Here is a 17801-nt window from a genome sequence, read left to right on the forward strand (position 1 = left end):
GCGGCCATTGTAGACCGGAATGGCTGCGGCGTGCTGCGCCGCAACCAGATTCCACGTCAGCTCTTGGCGTTGGCCAACTGGCGGTTGCGGTCCTGCAGGGTCTTGATGACGCCGTCCACGCCCTGCTGCGTCACGATGGTGTTGAAGCTGCCCTTGTAGGCTTCGGTCAGCCACGCGCCAAGCACGTTGATGTCGTAAACCTTCCAACCCTGGGCGGTCTTCTCGAGGCGGTAATCCATCTGGATCGGCTCGCCCTTGTTGATGACCTGCGTGCGGATCGTGGCGTCCGTGTCCTCGGCCGTGCCGCGATACGGGCGGAACTGCACCTGCTGGTCGCGGATCTGGGCGATGGCGCCGGCATAGGTACGGATCAGCAGCGTCTTGAACTCATCGGTGATGATCTTCTGCTGTTCCGGCGTGGCCTTCGACCAGTTGCGGCCCATGGCGATCTGCGTGGTCTTGCCGAAGTTGGCGTTCGGCAGGATCTTCTGCTCGACCAGCGCCGTGATCTTGCCGAGGTTGCCAGCCTGCATGTCCTTGTCAGAACGCACGGTGGCCATGACGTCGCTTACCACGGTCTTGACCAGCGCGTCCGGCGAGGAAGCGTCCGTGGCCTGCTGGGCCTGCGCGGTGCCGGTGAAGGCCAGCACGGTGAAGACGGAAACAAAGGGGACCAACAGTCGCTTCAGCATCGTAAATATCCTTATCTATCAAGAGCTTCGCGTCGGCCAACGCACGACGGCAGGTGCCCAGGAAACCGCTGCGGCTGGCGTGGGGCTGCCAGAGCGCGCACTCATTGAAACATAGGCGCTCGGGAAGCGTTTGGCATCCGAGCGTCTCAAGCACCACTTTCAAACACTTTGTTGCAGGGCTCACAGCGCTGGCACAGTCGCCGCCAACCCTTGCCAGCACGGGGCTGGCAGATCAATCACCGGCCGAAGCGGAGCGCGCCGCCCGGACCAATCAGGTTCGGGGTCGGCACGGGCATCGGCTGGGCCGGCTGGGTGCCCTGGTCGGCCGGGGCTTCGCCCGCGGGCTTGTCCTGGGCCGGCGCCGCGTCGGACGGGGCTGTCGGGCTGGCCGGGCTGGCCGGGCTGGCTGATGAAGCACCCTCCTGGTCCTGATCATCCTGGGACGGCGGATTGCCGTCGTAGATCAGGTATTGGCGGCGCTGCATATAGGAGTCGCGCAGGAAGGCATAGCGGTCCAGCGCGGCCGCCTCGATCAGGTTCGAGGCGCCCATCAGCTGCGAGCGGCCATCGACGATGCGCACGCCGGCGGCGGTATTGCGCGCCCACACCGGGTAGATATAGGCGGACGGGTCCATCAGGCGGTCCACCAGCATGCCGCCAGTGTCACGCACGGTGCTCGGGCCGAACAGCGGCAGCACCAGGTACGGGCCGGACGGCACCCCCCACACGCCGAGCGTCTGGCCGAAGTCCTCCTTGTACTTGGGCAGCCCGGCCGGCGTGGCGATGTCGATCAGCCCGCCAATGCCGAGCACGCTGTTGATGGCCACCCGCATGGTGTCTTCCGCCGCGCGCGACGGCTTGCCCTGCAGCAGGTTGTTCGCCGCCGAGTAGACATCGGACATATTCGAGAAGAAGTTGCCCACGGCGGTCCGGACCGGCGACGGCACATAGTCGGCATAGACCGTGGCGACCGGCTTCAGCGCGTACTTGTCCACCTGCTCGTTGACCGTCTGCACGCCCCGGTTCAGGGGTTCGAGCGGGTCCTTCGGATTGGCGTCGGGGCCGGTGGCGCAGCCCGCCAGCATCAGGGCGGCGAAGGCGGCAGCACACAGTTGTCCAGGCGCCCGCAGGCGCCGATGCCTGGCACGGCGGCTCATTTCGCGCCCTCCGTGCCCGGTGCGGCCGGCAGCGCGGCGGCGCCGGAAGACGGCGCGGCAGCCGGAGCCGGCGCGGCCGTCGAGGCGGAACCCCCGCCGGCGCCGGCGTCGGCGGCCTTGTTGTACAGGAACTGACCGATCAGGTTTTCAAGCACGACGGCCGACTGGGTCATCGTGATCTTGCTGCCCTGGGCCAGCATGGCGGTGTCGCCGCCGGCCTCGAGGCCGATGTACTGCTCGCCCAGCAGGCCGGACGTCAGGATCTTGGCCGAGGTGTCCTTCGGAAACTGGTACGACTTGTCCAGGTTCAGCTCCACCGTGGCCAGGTAGGACTTGTCATCGAAGCGGATGGACGCCACGCGCCCCACCACCACGCCGGCGCTCTTGACCGGCGCACGCGCCTTCAGCCCGCCGATGTTGTCGAACTGCGCCTGGACCGAGTAGGTCTCCTGGAACGAGAAGCTGCTCATGTTGCCGGCCTTGAGCGCGAGGAACAGCAGCGCGACAAACCCCACCACCACGAACAGCCCCACCCAGTAGTCGAGCGATTTTTTCTTCATGCGAGTCTCTTGTCGAATCGTTTCGTTTGCCGCCGCGTCAGCTGAACATCAGCGCGGTCAGCAGGAAATCCAGGCCCAGCACGGCCAGCGAGGCCATCACCACGGTACGCGTGGTGGCCCGCGACACGCCTTCCGGCGTCGGGCGGGCCTCGAAGCCCTGGTACAAGGCGATAAACGTCACCGCGATACCAAAAATGAAGCTCTTGATCACGCCATTGAGCACGTCGGCGCGCACATCCACGCCGCCCTGCATCTGCGACCAGAACGCGCCGGCGTCCACCCCGATCAACTGCACGCCCACCAGGTAGCCGCCCAGGACGCCCACGGCGCTGAAGATGGCCGCCAGGACCGGCATGGCAATCACGCCGGCCCAGAAGCGCGGCGCAATCACGCGCTGCAACGGGTTCACGGCCATCATTTCCATGGCGGTGAGCTGCTCACCCGCCTTCATCAGGCCGATCTCGGCCGTCAGCGAGGTGCCCGCGCGCCCCGCGAACAGCAGTGCCGAAACCACCGGCCCCAGCTCACGCACCAGCGACAGCGCCACCAGCAGCCCGAGCGCCTGCTCCGAGCCATAGCGGTTCAGCGTGTAGTAGCCCTGCAGGCCCAGCACGAAGCCGACGAACAGCCCGGACACGGCGATGATCACCAGAGACAGGTTGCCGACGAAGAACACCTGGTCGGTGACCAGCCGGGGCCGGCGCAGCAACGCCGGGGACAGTGCCAGCAGCGCGAAGAACATGCGCGTGGCGTGGCCGACGCCGCCCACGAAATTGCGCACGGCGGCGCCGATGCTGGTGAAGAAGGCGGTCAACGGCTACCTCCGGCGGCGAAGTCATCGGCCAGCGAGGGGCCCGGGTAATGGAATGGCACCGGGCCGTCGGCCTCGGCATGGACGAACTGGCGCACGAACGGATCGGTCGAGGCACGCAGCGCGTCCGGCTCGCCCTCGGCCGCGATCCGGCCGTTGGCGATGAAATAGACGTAGTCAGCGATCAGGAACGTCTCCTGCACGTCATGGGAGACGATGATCGTGGTGGCGCCCAGCGCGTCGTTGAGGCTGCGGATCAGGTTGGCGGTGAGGCCGAGCGAGATCGGGTCGAGGCCGGCGAACGGCTCGTCATACATCAGCAGCGCCGGGTCGAGCGCGATGGCCCGCGCCAGCGCCACCCGCCGCGCCATGCCGCCGGAGATCTGGGCCGGCATCAGTTCCCGCGCGCCGCGCAGGCCCACCGCGTTGAGCTTCATCAGCACGAGGTCGCGGATCATCGAATCGGGCAGGTCCGTGTGCTCACGCAACGGAAACGCCACATTATCGAAGACCGAGAGGTCGGTGAACAGCGCCCCGAACTGGAACAGCATGCCCATCTGGCGCCGCACGGCGTAGAGGCCGGGCTGGTCCATGGCATCGATGTCGGCGCCGTTGAAGGTCACCCGTCCGCTGGAGGGGCGCACCATGCCGCCGATCAGGCGCATGACCGTGGTCTTGCCGCAGCCCGAGCCGCCCATCACGGCCACTACCTTGCCGCGCGGGAAGCGCATCGACAAGCCGGCGAGCACCGGCTTGTCGCCCGCCGCATAGGCGAAATCGACATCGGCGAGTTCGACGATGTCCGGGCTGATCAGGGACTGGGCAGGGAGGTTCGGTACGGTAGCGGTCACGTTGGCACCGGATTGGACAGGGCGCCATTATAAGGGCTACCACCTAGACGCGCGGGTTGCTGTGTGGCGACCGCTACATTCCAGTCCGGACAACAGTGTTCCCGAAATGGAACAAATCGCCGGCTGGCGGCCAGTCAAGGCTCCGCGCCCTGTGTCGACTGGCGCACCAGCAGTTGCCACTGGAGGGTCTCGGCGCGGATGGCCGTGGCGAACGCCTCCGGCGAATCGCGCACCACCGTGAGCCCGGACGCCATCAGCCGCGCGCGTACTTCGCGCTCGTTGGTGACGTTATCGAGCTCCGTGGCCAGCCGGGCGACGATGGCGCGTGGCGTCTTGGCCGGGGCCATCACGCCGTACCAGGCCGTAGCGCCGTAGCCATCCACGCCCGCTTCCTGCAGCGTGGGCACCTGTGGCGCCAACGGGGACCGCTGCCCGCCGGTCACGCCGAGCAGGCGCAGCGCGCCGCTGCGCACGTGGTTCTGCACGGCCATATAGGAGCAGAAGCAGGCACTGACACGGCCGGCGAGCATTTCGAGGACCACGGCGGCCTCGCCCTTGGCGGTCACCAGCGGCACCCCGCTCGGGATGCCGCGCACCGCGTATTCGGCATAGAAGTGGGACGGGCTGCCGGGCTGGCCGTAGCCATAGCTATAGGAGCCCGGGCTCGACCGCACCGCCGTGACCCATTGCTGCGGCGTCTGCATCGGCAGGCGCCCATCGATCACGAGGAACAGCGGCATCGTGGCCACACGCGCCACGGGCGTGAAGTCGCGCACCACGTCATAGGGCACCGGCTCCAGGCCGGGCTGGATCAGCATATTGGCCTGGTGGAACAGCAGCGTGTGGCCATCGGAACTGGACTTGGCGACGACATCGCCAGCCATCGTGCCCGCCGCGCCGGGGCGGTTGTCCACCTCGACCGGCACGCCCAGGCGCACCGCGAGGCGCTCGGCCAGCAGCCGCGCCGTGGCATCGGCCACACCGCCGGCCGGGAACGGCACGATCATGCGGATGGGCCGCGCCGGGAAGGACACGGGACGGTTCAGCAGTTCGGGACGGCTGCCGTTGGGAATGGCGGCGAATTGTGCGGTGGCCAGTCCGGCGGGAGGCTGCGCGAATGCCACTGCCGCACCGAGGAAGGCGGGCAGCATCAGGACGGCCCGCCAGGAACGGTGCGGGGCCGCCGGGGAGGCAGCGAGTGTCGGCAACTTCGTTTTACCTCGCCAAAGCCGCGACCTTTTGCGCACTTCGGGCATCAATTTCCTCCGGACCACGACGCAAGGCCATGGCACCAAATCGGCTGAAAGGGATTTCGAGGCAGTCTCTTGTTATCGTTTTTTGGGCATTGTACGAACAATGCCCAGGACGGCACAGACCACGTAAACCATAGCCGGGTGGACCCCAATGGGTGATCGCAGGGCGCAATGGATCCGTCTTTTATAATCGCCCGATGTCCGAAATTGTCCTGCGGCGGATGCTGGCCGCCGACCTGCCCGCCGTGCTCGCCGTCCAGGCGCAGTGCTATGCCTCCACGCTGATCGAATCCGCCGACGCCCTCGCCAGCCGCCTCACGCTATCGCCCGAGACCTGCTGGGTGGCCGCGCTGCCCGAAAGCCGGCTGGCCGCCTACCTGTTCACCCACGCCTGGCCGGAGGCCACGCTGCCACCGCTCGACGGCGTGCTGGCGCGCGACTGGCCGCCCACCACGCCACTGACCTGGTTCGTCCACGACATGGCCGTGGCGCCCGCCGGCCAGGGCGCCGGCCTGGCCGCCCGCCTCTACACCGCCGCCGAACAGTCGGCCCGCACGCTTGGCCTGACCTCATCGCGCCTGATCGCCGTTCAGTCCGCCGCCACCTGGTGGCGCAGGATCGGGTACGCCCCGTTGAGCGCTATGGAAGTCGTACCCCATCGCGCGAAACTGGCGGCTTACGGGGATGATTCGATACTCATGGAGCGCAAGCTTGAAGCACGAGCCGTACGGCTTGGCGTGACGTGACCTCGAGCAAGTCGGCCAAAGAATCAGAGAAGTTCTATTCCCTTTGCAGACTGCCCAGGAATACGCTGCCAGGTCCAACTGACACTACGGTGCCTATATGGGCAACACGTATCGCTATGGCGTCCACGAAAATCTCACACCATCTGAAATGCTGCTGCTGATCACCATAGACGAGACATGCAAGCAACTTGGAGTTGAAGATTTTGCTACGGTAGGTGCTATTTTGGTGGGGCAAAATTGGATACCCACAAGAGGAAAATTCAAAGGCGCGACACCGAGAGCCTCCGTCGCCTCGAAGCTTTCACGTACTTACCTAGATTATGATTTAAAACGCCGCATATTGCCGACTGTCACAAATGCCAGCCTGAAGATGTTGAAAATGCGCATGACACGGAATATCGGGGTATTTGTAGGTCGGAGCATTCCAATACTAGGTTGGGCACTGCTTGCCCGGGATGTCAGCCTCATCACTGTCAACTCCGTGAGGCAGTACCATCTTCTGGTCAAGAACGAAGACAGGGTATTCTGATGCCGGATAACGTCACGCCGGACCTCATTCTTTTTATACGCCAGGAAACGGGGCTTCCAGAAAACCGGCAAATTTTCCGAACCGATAGGGTGGAAGACGATCTCGACCTCACCGGCGACGAAGCATTCGAATTTATGAAGAAGTTTTTCGAGCACTTTGGCATCGCGCGTGGAGACTATGAATTCCAACGCTATTTCAATGAAGAGGGATTTAATCTGTTCGTTATTCTTGCCATGCCATTCTCGAAGAAGATAAGGAAAAAATATGATCGAGAGCCGCTTACCGTTGGGATGCTCGACCAAGCGGTAGAGGCGGGAGTATGGCGGACTTCATGACGCGACTCGTTCGCACCCTGGCGCATTTCGGCAGCGTCTTCTTATTGCTTGTCCTACCCGGACTGGCAGGAAACCCCTACGACTGGATGACCGAGATGGGTCCGGCAATGCCTCCAGGCGGCATCGCGGACGCGTCAGGAAATCGGCTCCTTTTCTCGAATTTCCTGTTCGCCACGATCGCCGCGGTCCAACTGGGATTGTTTTTCACCACGGGCCGGACTGCAGGAAAGTGGCTGTCAGCGTGCGTTATTTTTACGGCCACCGCTCTCTGGGGGATGACCCGCTGACCCACCGTCCACAAAACAAAAAGCCCGCCCGGGGTGACCCCGGGCGGGCTTTTTACCTGCAACGCGACGATCAGCGCGGCAGTTCGGTGTGGCCCATCAGGAAGGCGTCGACCGAGCGGGCGGCCTGGCGGCCTTCGCGGATGGCCCAGACCACGAGGGACTGGCCGCGGCGCACGTCGCCGGCGGCGAAGACCTTGGGCACGTTGGTGTAGTACGCGCGATCGCCTTCGGTGGAGGCCTTGGCGTTCTTGCGGGCGTCCGTATCCACGCCAAAGGCTTCCAGCACCGAGCCCACCGGGTTGGTGAAGCCCATGGCCAGCAGCACCAGGTCTGCCGGCAGCACGAATTCGCTGCCCGGCACTTCCTGCATGCGGCCGTCCTTCCACTCCACGCGGCAGGCCTTCAGGGCCGTCAGCTTGCCGTTCTCGCCGATGAATTCCTTGGTGGCCACGGACCAGTCGCGCGAGCAGCCTTCGTCGTGGGAGGACGACGTGCGCAGCTTGATCGGCCAGTACGGCCACACCAGCGGCTTGTTCTCCTCGTCCGGCGGCTGCGGCAGCAGTTCGAACTGGGTCACCGACACCGCGCCATGGCGATTCGACGTGCCGACGCAGTCGGAACCCGTATCGCCACCGCCGATCACGATCACGTGCTTGCCATCCGCGCGGATGTCGTTCACGGCGTCGCCGGCCACTTCCTTGTTCTGCGGGATCAGGAATTCCAGCGCGTAGTGCACGCCGGCCAGCTCACGGCCCGGCACCGGCAGGTCGCGCGGCACTTCCGAGCCGCCGGCCAGCACCACGGCGTCGAACTGGTCCATCAGCGACTGCGCGGACACCGTCTCGCGGGCGTAGTTCACGATACCGGCGGGCAGTTCGCCTTCGGTCACCATCACGCCGGCCCGGAACGTCACGCCTTCGGCCTGCATCTGCTCGATGCGGCGGTCGATCAGCGTCTTCTCCATCTTGAAGTCGGGGATGCCATAGCGCAGCAGGCCGCCGATGCGGTCGTTCTTCTCGAACACCGTCACGTCATGGCCGGCGCGGGCCAGTTGCTGCGCGGCAGCCAGGCCAGCCGGGCCGGAGCCAACCACGGCCACGGTCTTGCCGGTCTTGTGCGCGGGCACGTGCGGCGCCACCCAGCCCTCTTCCCAGGCCTTGTCGATAATGGCGTGCTCGATCGACTTGATGCCCACCGGCAGCTCGTTGATGCCGAGCGTGCAGGCCGCCTCGCACGGTGCCGGGCAGATCCGGCCCGTGAACTCGGGGAAGTTGTTGGTCTGGTGCAGGACCTCGATGGCAGTCTTCCAGTCCTGGCGGTACACCAGGTCGTTGAAGTCCGGAATGATGTTGTTGACCGGGCAGCCGTTGTTGCAGAACGGGATGCCGCAGTCCATGCAGCGCGCACCCTGGATCTTCGCCTCGCTGTCGGACAGCGCGAAGACGAACTCCTTGTAGTGCTTCACACGCTTGACTACCGGCTCATAGCCTTCGTTCTGGCGGGGAAATTCGAGAAAGCCAGTCGCCTTACCCATGTTGCGTCCTTGGTCTAGCTGGGCGCGAGGCGGCTGGGCCGGCCTCGCGTGGGGTCAGTATCTTGTTGGCGCCGCTGGGCATGCCGCGCGGCGCCGTCTCGTGGGGTGGCCGATGCGCGCCGTCAGGCGGCAATCGCCTCGCGGTCGTTGTCGCGGGCGGCCTGCTCCTTGGCGTACATCTCGCCCAGGGCGCGCTTGTACTCGGTCGGGAAGACCTTGACGAACTTGCGGCGCGCCGTGGTCCAGTCCGCCAGCAGCGCCTTGGCGCGCTCCGAACCGGTGTAGCGGAAATGCTGCTCGATCAGGTTGCGCAGGATCACTTCGTCCAGCTCGCGCTTGCCGCCCTGCTTGTGCCACTGTGCCTTGGGCTGGCCCTTCTCCTGGTCGGCCGAGGCGAGCACCGCCTCCAGCGCCACCATCGAGGTGTTGCAGCGCTTGTCGAACAGGCCATCCTCGTCATAGACGTAGGCCACGCCGCCGGACATGCCCGCCGCGAAGTTACGGCCCGTGCCGCCCAGCACGACCACCGTGCCGCCGGTCATGTACTCGCAACCATGGTCGCCCGTGCCCTCGACCACCGCCACGGCGCCCGAGTTGCGCACCGCGAAGCGTTCGCCGGCCACGCCGTTGAAGAACGCCTCGCCGGCGATGGCGCCGTACAGCACCGTGTTGCCGACGATGATGTTGCGCGTCGGGTCGCCACGGAACTCGTGCGGCGTGCGCACGATCACGCGGCCGCCGGAGAGGCCCTTGCCCACGTAGTCGTTGCCGTCGCCCACCAGGTCCAGCGTGATGCCGTGCGCCAGGAACGCGCCGAACGACTGGCCGGCCGTGCCTTGCAGCTGGATGTGGATGGTGTCGTCGGGCAGGCCCTCGTGGCCATACTGCTTGGCGATCACGCCGGACAGCATCGCGCCCACCGTGCGGTTCACGTTCTTCACCGGCTGGATGAACGACACGCGCTCACCCTTGTCGATGGCCTGGCGCGCCTTGGCGATCAGCACATGGTCCAGCGCCTTGCCGGCTTCCACCGACAGGCCGTGGTCCTGCACATCCGTGTGGAAGCGCGGCACGTCGGCGGCGAACGCCGGTTGGTAGAAGATGCGGCCGAAGTCCAGGCCACGCGCCTTCCAGTGCTCGATGCCGTTGCGCATGTCGAGCAGGTCGGCGCGGCCGATCAGCTCGTCGAAGGTGCGGATGCCCAGCTGCGCCATGATCTCGCGCGCTTCCTCGGCAACGAAGAAGAAGAAGTTCACCACGTGCTCGGGCTTGCCCTGGAACTTCTTGCGCAGCGCCGGATCCTGCGTGGCCACGCCCACCGGGCAGGTGTTCAGGTGGCACTTGCGCATCATGATGCAGCCCTCGGCCACCAGCGGTGCCGTGGCGAAGCCGAATTCGTCAGCGCCCAGCAGCGCGCCGATCACCACGTCGCGGCCGGTCTTCATCTGGCCGTCGGCCTGCACGCGGATGCGGTTGCGCAGGCCGTTGAGCATCAGCGTCTGCTGCGTCTCGGCCAGGCCCAGTTCCCACGGCGTGCCGGCGTGCTTGATCGACGACCACGGCGAGGCGCCGGTGCCGCCGTCATGGCCGGCGATCACCACGTGGTCGGCCTTGGCCTTCGCCACGCCGGCCGCCACGGTGCCCACGCCCACTTCGGACACCAGCTTGACCGAGATGTCCGACACCGGGTTCACGTTCTTCAGGTCGTGGATCAGCTGCGCCAGATCCTCGATCGAGTAGATGTCATGGTGCGGCGGCGGCGAGATCAGGCCCACGCCCGGCACCGAGTAACGCAGCTTGCCGATGTAGTCCGACACCTTGTGGCCGGGCAGCTGGCCGCCCTCGCCGGGCTTGGCGCCCTGGGCCATCTTGATCTGGATCTGGTCGGCCGACGCCAGGTACTCGGCGGTCACGCCAAAGCGGCCCGACGCCACCTGCTTGATCTTGCTGCGCAGCGAGTCGCCTTCCTGCAGCGGCAGGTCACGCTCGATCACGTGGTCGCCCAGCAGGCCCTTGAGGGTATCGCCCTGCTTGATGGGGATGCCGCGCAGTTCGTTGCGGTAGCGCTTCTCGTCCTCGCCGCCTTCGCCGGTGTTCGATTTGCCGCCGATGCGGTTCATCGCCACGGCCAGCGTGGTGTGGGCTTCGGTCGAGATCGAGCCGAGCGACATGGCGCCCGTGGCGAAACGCTTCACGATGTCCTTGGCCGACTCCACTTCCTCGAGCGGAATGGCGCGCGACGGATCGACCTTGAACTCGAACAGGCCGCGCAGCGTCATGTGGCGGCGGCTCTGGTCGTTGATGATGTTCGCGTATTCCTTGTACGTCTGGTACGCACCCTTGCCGTCATCGGCGCGCACCGAGTGCTGGAGCTTGGCCACCGAATCCGGCGTCCACATATGCTCCTCGCCCCGCACGCGGTAGGCGTACTCGCCGCCGGCCTCGAGCATGGTCTCGAGCACGGGGTTGTCGCCGAACGCGTCGCGGTGCAGGCGGATGGCTTCCTCGGCGACCTCGAAGATGCCGATGCCTTCCACGTTGGACGGCGTGCCGTGGAAATACTTCTGCACCAGTTCGCGCGACAGGCCGATGGCCTCGAAGATCTGCGCGCCGGTGTAGGACATGTACGTGGAGATGCCCATCTTGGACATCACCTTGAACAGGCCCTTGCCGATGGCCTTGACGAAGTTCTTGACCGCCTTCTCGGGCGACAGGTCGCCAGACAGGCCGGTGGCCATGTCGGCCAGCGTTTCCATCGCCAGGTACGGGTGGACGGCTTCAGCGCCGTAGCCAGCCAGCAGCGCGAAGTGGTGCACCTCACGCGCCGAACCGGTTTCCACCACCAGGCCGGCGGACGTGCGCAGGCCCTTCTCCACCAGGTGATGGTGGATGGCGGACGTCGCCAGCAGTGCCGGAATCGCCACATGATCGGCATCGACGCGGCGGTCGGACACGATCAGGATGTTGTAGCCCGAGCGCACGGCATCCACGGCCTCGGCGCACAGCGACGCCAGGCGCGCCTCGATGCCTTCCTTGCCCCATGCCGTCGGATAGCAGATGTTCAGCTCATAGGCGCGGAACTTGCCACCGGTGTAGTGCTCGATGTTGCGGATCTTGGCGATGTCCTTGAAGTCCAGCACGGGCTGGGACACTTCGAGGCGCATCGGCGGGTTGATGTTGTTCAGCTCGAGCAGGTTCGGCTTCGGGCCGATGAACGACACCAGCGACATGACCATGTTCTCGCGGATCGGGTCGATCGGCGGGTTGGTCACCTGGGCGAACAGCTGCTTGAAGTAGTGGTACAGCGTCTTGTTCTTCGACGACAGCACGGCCAGCGGCGAGTCATTGCCCATCGAGCCGGTAGCTTCCTCGCCGGCCAGCGCCATCGGCGCCATCAGGAACTTGACGTCCTCCTGCGTGTAGCCGAAGGCCTGCTGGCGGTCCAGCAGCGGCGCCGCGGGCTTCTTCTCGGCGGCGACGTCCTCGGGCTTGGCTTCGAGCTCGTCCATCTTGATGCGCACGGCATCGATCCAGCTCTTGTACGGCTTGGCGTTGGCCAGGTTGTCCTTGAGTTCCTTGTCGTCGATGATGCGGCCCTGTTCCATGTCGATCAGGAACATCTTGCCGGGCTGCAGGCGCCACTTCTGCACCACGCGCGACTCTGGGAACGGCAGCACGCCGGCTTCCGAGGCCAGCACGACCACGTCGTCTTCGGTCACATAGAAACGGGCCGGACGCAGGCCGTTACGGTCCAGCGTGGCGCCGATCTGGCGGCCATCGGTGAAGCAGATGGCGGCGGGGCCGTCCCACGGCTCCATCATGGCGGCGTGGTACTCGTAGAACGCGCGGCGGTTGTCGTCCATCAGCGTGTGCTGTTCCCAGGCTTCCGGGATCATCATCATCATCGCGTGGACGAGCGGGTAGCCGGCCATCGTCAGCAGTTCGAGGCAGTTGTCGAACGATGCCGTATCGGACTGGCCCGGATAGATCAGCGGCCACAGCTTGGGCAGGTCGTCGCCGAGCACCGGCGACGAGATGGCGCCCGTGCGCGCGTTGACCCAGTTGACGTTGCCCTTGACCGTGTTGATTTCGCCGTTGTGGGCGACCATGCGGTACGGGTGGGCCAACTCCCAGGCCGGGAAGGTGTTGGTGGAGAAGCGCTGGTGCACCAGGGCCAGGGCCGAGACGGCGCGCGGGTCCTGCAGGTCGAGGTAGTACTCGCCCACCTGGTCGGCCAGCAGCAGGCCCTTGTACACCACGGTACGGGCGGACATCGACGGCACGAAGTATTCCTTGCCGTGCTTGAGCTTGAGCGCCTGGATGGCGTGGCTGGCGGTCTTGCGGATGACGTAGAGCTTACGTTCCAGCGCGTCCGTGGTCATGATGTCGCGGCCACGGCCAATGAAGATCTGGCGGATCACCGGCTCGGTGGTGCGCACCGTGGGGGACATCGGCATGTTGCAGTCCACCGGCACGTCACGCCAGCCCAGCACGACCTGGCCTTCCAGGCGCACCGTGCGCTCGAGCTCCTGCTCGCAGGCCAGACGCGAGGCGTGTTCCTTCGGCAGGAAGATCATGCCCACGCCGTACTCGCCGTTCGGCGGCAGGGTCACGCCCTGCTTGGCCATTTCCTCGCGGTAGAACTGGTCCGGGATCTGGATCAGGATGCCGGCGCCGTCGCCCATCAGCTTGTCGGCGCCCACGGCACCGCGATGGTCGAGGTTTTCGAGGATCTTCAGGCCCTGCGAGATGATCTCGTGCGACTTGCGGCCCTTGATGTGCGCAACCATGCCGACGCCGCAGGCGTCGTGCTCGTTGGCCGGGTCATAGAGGCCCTGCGCTTGCGGGCGGGCGGCGGTATCGATGGGATCGGCGGGGTGTTGCGAGTGGTCCACGGGCTGAATTCCGGTGAAGGCAGCACGCGCGGCAAGGCAAACCGAACGGGGTGGCTGGATGCAGGCGCCTCTTTGACGGGCGGGTGGCAGGCAGCGGGGCCGCAGCGGCGTACACGAGCGTGACGCGCCGCACAATGACTGTGGGTGGAGCAACTATATGAGAATCGGGAATGTATCGCAAAAATTTTAAATGGGGTCAGAACACATTAAAAATCGCCCCGGTTCAGGGCGCATTTTTAATGGGGACACATTAGCTTCGCCGCACTTAGGCGTCAGGCTGGTGCATCGCCGGCCGCTGCCTCGTCGAGATCTTCCTCGCTGGCCCGGCGCGGCCGGCCCTTCGGCAACGGCTGCACGCGCCGTGTGGCGTGACGCTCCAGCTGCGTCAGGAAGGCCGCGTCGCCGAGCGGCCATCCGCTATGGGCATGCTGGCGCAGCGTGGCGAGCGTCTTTCCCGACAGTCCCTCGGCAGTCAATGCGCGATAGTTCGACTGGCGCTCAAAAGGCGTGTTGCCAAGCTCCCAGTAGGCGGAGTGATCGCTCACAAGCGGGCTCGACTCGATGCCCGCGTGATGCCGGTAGCTGCTCCAGCGGTCGGCCTCGGCCGTCATGACATCGCCAGCGCGCAGCGCATTACCTTCGACATAGAGCATCGCCGGCAGCAGCCAGGCATTGGGTTCGATCACGGCCGAGCGGAAGCGCCCCTCCCAGAGCGTGCCCGTGCGATTGGCCACCCGGTTGAAGTGGCGCGCATAGCGGCGGCCGACCGCCTGCATCGCCAGGCTCAGGGAATCGGGCCCCTTGGGCGTGGCCACCAGATGGATATGGTTCGGGCGCAGCGCGTAGGCATGGACGGCCAGTTCGTGCTCGCGCGCGGCCATGCGCAGGCAATCGAGGTAATGGAGGTAGTCGTCCGGGCCCAGGAACACGGGCTGACGGTTGTTGCCGCGTTGCAACACGAGGGCCGGCAAACCGGCCGGGGAGAATCGGGGAAGGCGCGCCATACGGGGATTGGTGGAACCTGCATCAGCAATCCCCGCATGATAGCCTGATCCGTCCCCATTTAATTCGGGGACGTGGCGGGTTCAGTCGCTCTCGCTGACGGCGAAGATGCGGCGGTGCTCGCGAATCGCGTAGCGGTCCGTCATGCCGGCGATGTAATGGGAGATCAGGCGCGGCTGGTCGCCGCCATGGCTGGCCTGGTACTGCGGCGGCAGCAGGCGGGAATCCTGCATGAAGGCGCCGAACAGGTCCGAAATGATCCGCTGGGCCTTGGCGGACATCCGCATCACCAGATAGTGCCTATATAGATGTCGGAACAGGAAGCGCTTGAGCGCCGCCGCCTCCTCGTGGACCTTGGGGCTGAAGGCGACCAGCGCCCCGGCGGCGCGCACGGCATCGATATTCTTGGGGTTGGCCGCGGCGATATTGCGCCCGGTGGTCTCGATCAGATCCACGATCAGCGTGTTGATCATGCGGCGAACCGTCTCGTTGATGGCACGCCGGCCATTGATGCCCGGGAACGCGGCCGTGACCTCGGCCCGATGCCGGCCCCACATCGGCACTTCGTCCAGTTGCTCCAGCGTCAGGAGCCCCGAGCGCAGGCCATCGTCGATATCGTGGTTGTTGTAGGCGATTTCGTCGGCCAGGTTGGCCAGCTGGGCCTCCAGCGACGGCTGCGCGCCCTCGAGGAAGCGCCGCCCCAGCTCCCCGAGCGCTGCCGCGTTGACCCGCGAGCAATGCTTGAGAATGCCCTCACGGGTCTCGAACGTCAGGTTCAGCCCATTGAAGCCGCCGTAGCGCTCCTCCAGCTCGTCCACCACCAGCAGGCTCTGCAGGTTGTGCTCGAAGCCGCCGTGGTTCTTCATGCAGAGGTTCAGCGCATCCTGCCCGGCATGGCCGAACGGGGTGTGGCCAAGGTCGTGGGCCAGCGAGATCGCCTCGACCAGATCCTCGTTGACGCGCAGGTTGCGCGCGATGGACCGCGCGATCTGCGCCACCTCCAGGCTGTGCGTGAGCCGGGTGCGGAACAGGTCGCCCTCATGGTTCACGAACACCTGGGTCTTGTACTCCAGGCGCCGGAACGCGGTGCTGTGGATCACGCGGTCGCGGTCACGCTGGAATTCGCTGCGCGACGACGACGCCGGTTCGGCATGCACCCGCCCCCGCGACTGCGTCGAGTGGGCGGCGTACGGGGCGAGGTGGGATTCGAGGTCGGTCATGCGGCAATCCGGTGGCGGGGCTTGGGGTTGCAAGGCATGGCCGATCGCTTGGGTTCAGGCGACCGGTGCCTCGGTTGGGGGTTTCAACGTGGCATGGCGCAGCGTCTCGCGCAGGTCCGCGTCGGGCACGGTGGTGATGAAGGCTTCGCCGAGCTTCTTCAGCAGGATGAACTTGATGCTGCCCGCCTCGGCCTTCTTGTCCACTTTCATCAGTTCGATATAGCGGTCGATGCCGAGTTCCGGAGCCACCACGGGCAGCATGGCCGCCCGGGTCAGTTCGCGGATGCGCGCGCGCGTCTCGGTGTCAATGAAGCCCAGCCGGTGCGACAGGTCGGCAGCCATGACCATGCCGCAGCCCACCGCCTCGCCGTGCAACCACTCGCCGTAGCCCATGCCCGCCTCGATGGCATGGCCGAAGGTGTGGCCGAAGTTCAGGATCGCCCGCAGGCCGCCCTCGCGCTCGTCCTGGGCCACCACGGCGGCCTTGATCTCGCAGGAGCGGCGCACGGCCTCGGCCATCAGGCTGGTATCGCAGGCGTTCAGGCCGGCGATATGGCTTTCGATCCAGTCGAAGTAGGCCGTATCGGCAATCGCGCCGTGCTTGATAACCTCGGCCAGGCCGGCCGCCAGTTCGCGGGCCGGGAGGGTGCGCAGGGTGTCGATGTCGGCAATCACCGCGTTGGGCTGGTGAAACGCGCCGATCATGTTCTTGCCGAGCGGGTGGTTGATGCCGGTCTTGCCGCCCACCGAGGAGTCCACCTGCGCCAGCAACGTGGTCGGCACCTGCACGAACGGTACGCCGCGCATATAGCAGGCGGCGGCAAACCCGGTCATGTCGCCCACCACGCCGCCGCCGAGTGCGATCAGCGTGGTCTTGCGATCGGCGCCGGCGCCTAGCAGCGCATCGAAGATCAGGTTCAGGGTTTCCCAGTGCTTGAAACGCTCGCCATCCGGCAGCGTAACCACGCGCACGGTCTTGCCGAGCGCGGCCAGCGTGGCTTCCACCCGGGCGGCGTACAGCGGACCGACCGTCTCGTTGGTGACGATGACGGCGTGCTGGCCACGCACGTGCGGGGCCAGCAGTTCGGCGCGGTCGAGCAGTCCGCCGCCAATATGGATCGGGTAGCTGCGCGCCCCGAGGTCGACTTCAAGCGTAATCATGAATGGGTGTCCTGCGCCGGCTGGTCCGGCGCCGCGGGCGGGGCCGCATCGGCGTCCGGGGTGGCTTCCGCGGGCGGAAACACAAAGCCGGCCATCTCAAGTTGCATCAGAACCATATTAGCAAGCTGTGCCACGGACGGCTTGCCGGTTTCGATGATGAAATCCGCCACTTCGCGGTACAGCGGGTCGCGCTCGGCGTACAGCGCCTCGAGTCGGCCCTTGGGGTCCTGGGTCTGGAGCAACGGCCGGTTGCGGTCGTGGCGGGTGCGCAGCCAGAGGTCGTGCGGGCTCGCGCGCAGGTAGACCACGGTGCCATTGGCACTCAGCACCTCGCGGTTCTCCGGGCGCAGCACAGCGCCGCCGCCCGTGGCCAGCACAATCCCCTGGCGCGAAGCCAGCTCGGCAATCATGTGCGCCTCGCGGTCGCGGAAGCCTGCTTCGCCCTCGTGTTCGAAAATGATCGGAATCCGCACGCCGCAACGCGCCTCGAGCTCATGGTCGGAGTCGAAGAACGGGTAGTTGAGACGCCGGGCCACGGTGCGGCCGACGGTAGTCTTGCCGGCGCCCATGAGGCCAACGAAAAAGAGATTCGGGCGAGTGGCTTGCGCGGTCACTGGGGTATCGAGGTCAAGCAGGCGTGGTGCCTGGCGGCTTCGCATTATCGCCCCGGCCGGGACTTTCGCAAAACAGGTGATGACAATACATCACGCGGCATCGCGCGCTTCCGGCCATGGCTGCCTGACGACACCGCCAATGAAAAAAGGCCGC

General features: G+C 65.9%; 16 protein-coding genes. 4 read left to right on the plus strand and 12 right to left on the minus strand.

All coding sequences use genetic code 11. From position 1 onward, the window contains the following. Nucleotides 1–56 precede the first annotated feature (56 nt). The 6 genes from AB4120_RS18925 to AB4120_RS18950 form a co-directional block, all read right to left on the minus strand. On the minus strand, nucleotides 57–692 hold the full coding sequence (locus AB4120_RS18925) for an MlaC/ttg2D family ABC transporter substrate-binding protein (protein ID WP_149137228.1): 636 nt from the start codon (nucleotides 690–692) through the stop codon (nucleotides 57–59). Between the two features lie 236 nt (nucleotides 693–928). Next, nucleotides 929–1849 (minus strand): MlaA family lipoprotein, encoded by a 921-nt coding sequence (locus AB4120_RS18930; protein WP_149137227.1) that lies wholly within the window; start codon nucleotides 1847–1849, stop codon nucleotides 929–931. Beyond that, a complete protein-coding gene (gene mlaD / locus AB4120_RS18935; RefSeq protein ID WP_149137226.1) occupies nucleotides 1846–2409 on the minus strand; it encodes an outer membrane lipid asymmetry maintenance protein MlaD in 564 nt (187 codons plus the stop codon). Before mlaD ends, AB4120_RS18930 begins: the two co-directional genes overlap by 4 nt. 37 nt (nucleotides 2410–2446) lie before the next feature. After that, complete coding sequence (gene mlaE, locus AB4120_RS18940) at nucleotides 2447–3223, minus strand: lipid asymmetry maintenance ABC transporter permease subunit MlaE (protein WP_144200388.1); 777 nt, start codon at nucleotides 3221–3223, stop codon at nucleotides 2447–2449. Beyond that, nucleotides 3220–4071 carry an ABC transporter ATP-binding protein gene (locus AB4120_RS18945; protein WP_244844574.1) on the minus strand — a complete coding sequence of 284 codons (852 nt, stop codon included), beginning with the start codon at nucleotides 4069–4071 and terminating at the stop codon, nucleotides 3220–3222. Before AB4120_RS18945 ends, mlaE begins: the two co-directional genes overlap by 4 nt. 134 nt (nucleotides 4072–4205) lie before the next feature. Continuing rightward, on the minus strand, nucleotides 4206–5327 hold the full coding sequence (locus AB4120_RS18950) for a tripartite tricarboxylate transporter substrate-binding protein (protein WP_441642707.1): 1122 nt from the start codon (nucleotides 5325–5327) through the stop codon (nucleotides 4206–4208). A gap of 194 nt (nucleotides 5328–5521) precedes the next feature. On the opposite strand from AB4120_RS18950, the gene AB4120_RS18955 reads away from it, so the two are divergent. The 4 genes from AB4120_RS18955 (at nucleotide 5522) to AB4120_RS18970 (ending at nucleotide 7221) form a co-directional block, all read left to right on the plus strand. Beyond that, the gene (locus AB4120_RS18955; RefSeq protein ID WP_149137225.1) at nucleotides 5522–6070 is read left to right on the plus strand and encodes a GNAT family N-acetyltransferase; all 549 of its coding nucleotides are present in this window, start codon (nucleotides 5522–5524) and stop codon (nucleotides 6068–6070) included. A 97-nt stretch (nucleotides 6071–6167) separates the two neighbouring features. After that, nucleotides 6168–6599: an STM2901 family protein gene (locus AB4120_RS18960; protein ID WP_149137224.1), complete on the plus strand. Its 432-nt coding sequence runs from the start codon at nucleotides 6168–6170 to the stop codon at nucleotides 6597–6599. Then, a complete protein-coding gene (locus AB4120_RS18965) occupies nucleotides 6599–6934 on the plus strand; it encodes a DUF1493 family protein (protein ID WP_149137223.1) in 336 nt (111 codons plus the stop codon). The genes AB4120_RS18960 and AB4120_RS18965 overlap by 1 nt, the downstream gene beginning before the upstream one ends. Further along, nucleotides 6931–7221: a hypothetical protein gene (locus AB4120_RS18970; protein WP_149137222.1), complete on the plus strand. Its 291-nt coding sequence runs from the start codon at nucleotides 6931–6933 to the stop codon at nucleotides 7219–7221. Before AB4120_RS18965 ends, AB4120_RS18970 begins: the two co-directional genes overlap by 4 nt. A gap of 70 nt (nucleotides 7222–7291) precedes the next feature. Here the strand turns inward: AB4120_RS18970 and AB4120_RS18975 are convergent, their stop codons facing one another. The 6 genes from AB4120_RS18975 to AB4120_RS19000 form a co-directional block, all read right to left on the minus strand. Further along, complete coding sequence (locus AB4120_RS18975) at nucleotides 7292–8755, minus strand: glutamate synthase subunit beta (RefSeq protein ID WP_149137221.1); 1464 nt, start codon at nucleotides 8753–8755, stop codon at nucleotides 7292–7294. 122 nt (nucleotides 8756–8877) lie between these two features. Then, a complete protein-coding gene (locus AB4120_RS18980) occupies nucleotides 8878–13545 on the minus strand; it encodes a glutamate synthase-related protein (protein ID WP_441642711.1) in 4668 nt (1555 codons plus the stop codon). 377 nt (nucleotides 13546–13922) lie between these two features. Next, nucleotides 13923–14654, minus strand: a complete 732-nt coding sequence (locus AB4120_RS18985) for a transposase (RefSeq protein WP_149137219.1) — start codon at nucleotides 14652–14654, stop codon at nucleotides 13923–13925. 81 nt (nucleotides 14655–14735) lie between these two features. Next, nucleotides 14736–15872: a deoxyguanosinetriphosphate triphosphohydrolase gene (locus AB4120_RS18990; protein ID WP_441642708.1), complete on the minus strand. Its 1137-nt coding sequence runs from the start codon at nucleotides 15870–15872 to the stop codon at nucleotides 14736–14738. 54 nt (nucleotides 15873–15926) lie between these two features. Further along, nucleotides 15927–17033 carry a 3-dehydroquinate synthase gene (gene aroB, locus AB4120_RS18995; protein WP_149137218.1) on the minus strand — a complete coding sequence of 369 codons (1107 nt, stop codon included), beginning with the start codon at nucleotides 17031–17033 and terminating at the stop codon, nucleotides 15927–15929. Next, on the minus strand, nucleotides 17030–17602 hold the full coding sequence (locus AB4120_RS19000) for a shikimate kinase (protein ID WP_144200555.1): 573 nt from the start codon (nucleotides 17600–17602) through the stop codon (nucleotides 17030–17032). Before AB4120_RS19000 ends, aroB begins: the two co-directional genes overlap by 4 nt. Nucleotides 17603–17801 lie beyond the last annotated feature (199 nt).

Source organism: Cupriavidus sp. 2KB_3 (assembly GCF_052115685.1).
Classification (GTDB): domain Bacteria; phylum Pseudomonadota; class Gammaproteobacteria; order Burkholderiales; family Burkholderiaceae; genus Cupriavidus; species Cupriavidus campinensis.

Coding starts and splice junctions, on each gene's coding strand:
- AB4120_RS18970 (WP_149137222.1), top strand. CDS start 6,931: ATGACGCGACTCGTTCGCACCCTGGCGCATTTCGGCAGCGTCTTCTTA.
- AB4120_RS19000 (WP_144200555.1), bottom strand. CDS start 17,602: ATGGGCGCCGGCAAGACTACCGTCGGCCGCACCGTGGCCCGGCGTCTC.
- AB4120_RS18975 (WP_149137221.1), bottom strand. CDS start 8,755: ATGGGTAAGGCGACTGGCTTTCTCGAATTTCCCCGCCAGAACGAAGGC.
- mlaD (WP_149137226.1), bottom strand. CDS start 2,409: ATGAAGAAAAAATCGCTCGACTACTGGGTGGGGCTGTTCGTGGTGGTG.
- AB4120_RS18985 (WP_149137219.1), bottom strand. CDS start 14,654: ATGGCGCGCCTTCCCCGATTCTCCCCGGCCGGTTTGCCGGCCCTCGTG.
- AB4120_RS18925 (WP_149137228.1), bottom strand. CDS start 692: ATGCTGAAGCGACTGTTGGTCCCCTTTGTTTCCGTCTTCACCGTGCTG.
- AB4120_RS18980 (WP_441642711.1), bottom strand. CDS start 13,545: ATGGTTGCGCACATCAAGGGCCGCAAGTCGCACGAGATCATCTCGCAG.
- AB4120_RS18955 (WP_149137225.1), top strand. CDS start 5,522: ATGTCCGAAATTGTCCTGCGGCGGATGCTGGCCGCCGACCTGCCCGCC.
- aroB (WP_149137218.1), bottom strand. CDS start 17,033: ATGATTACGCTTGAAGTCGACCTCGGGGCGCGCAGCTACCCGATCCAT.
- AB4120_RS18990 (WP_441642708.1), bottom strand. CDS start 15,872: ATGACCGACCTCGAATCCCACCTCGCCCCGTACGCCGCCCACTCGACG.
- AB4120_RS18930 (WP_149137227.1), bottom strand. CDS start 1,849: ATGAGCCGCCGTGCCAGGCATCGGCGCCTGCGGGCGCCTGGACAACTG.
- AB4120_RS18950 (WP_441642707.1), bottom strand. CDS start 5,327: ATGCCCGAAGTGCGCAAAAGGTCGCGGCTTTGGCGAGGTAAAACGAAG.
- AB4120_RS18965 (WP_149137223.1), top strand. CDS start 6,599: ATGCCGGATAACGTCACGCCGGACCTCATTCTTTTTATACGCCAGGAA.
- AB4120_RS18960 (WP_149137224.1), top strand. CDS start 6,168: ATGGGCAACACGTATCGCTATGGCGTCCACGAAAATCTCACACCATCT.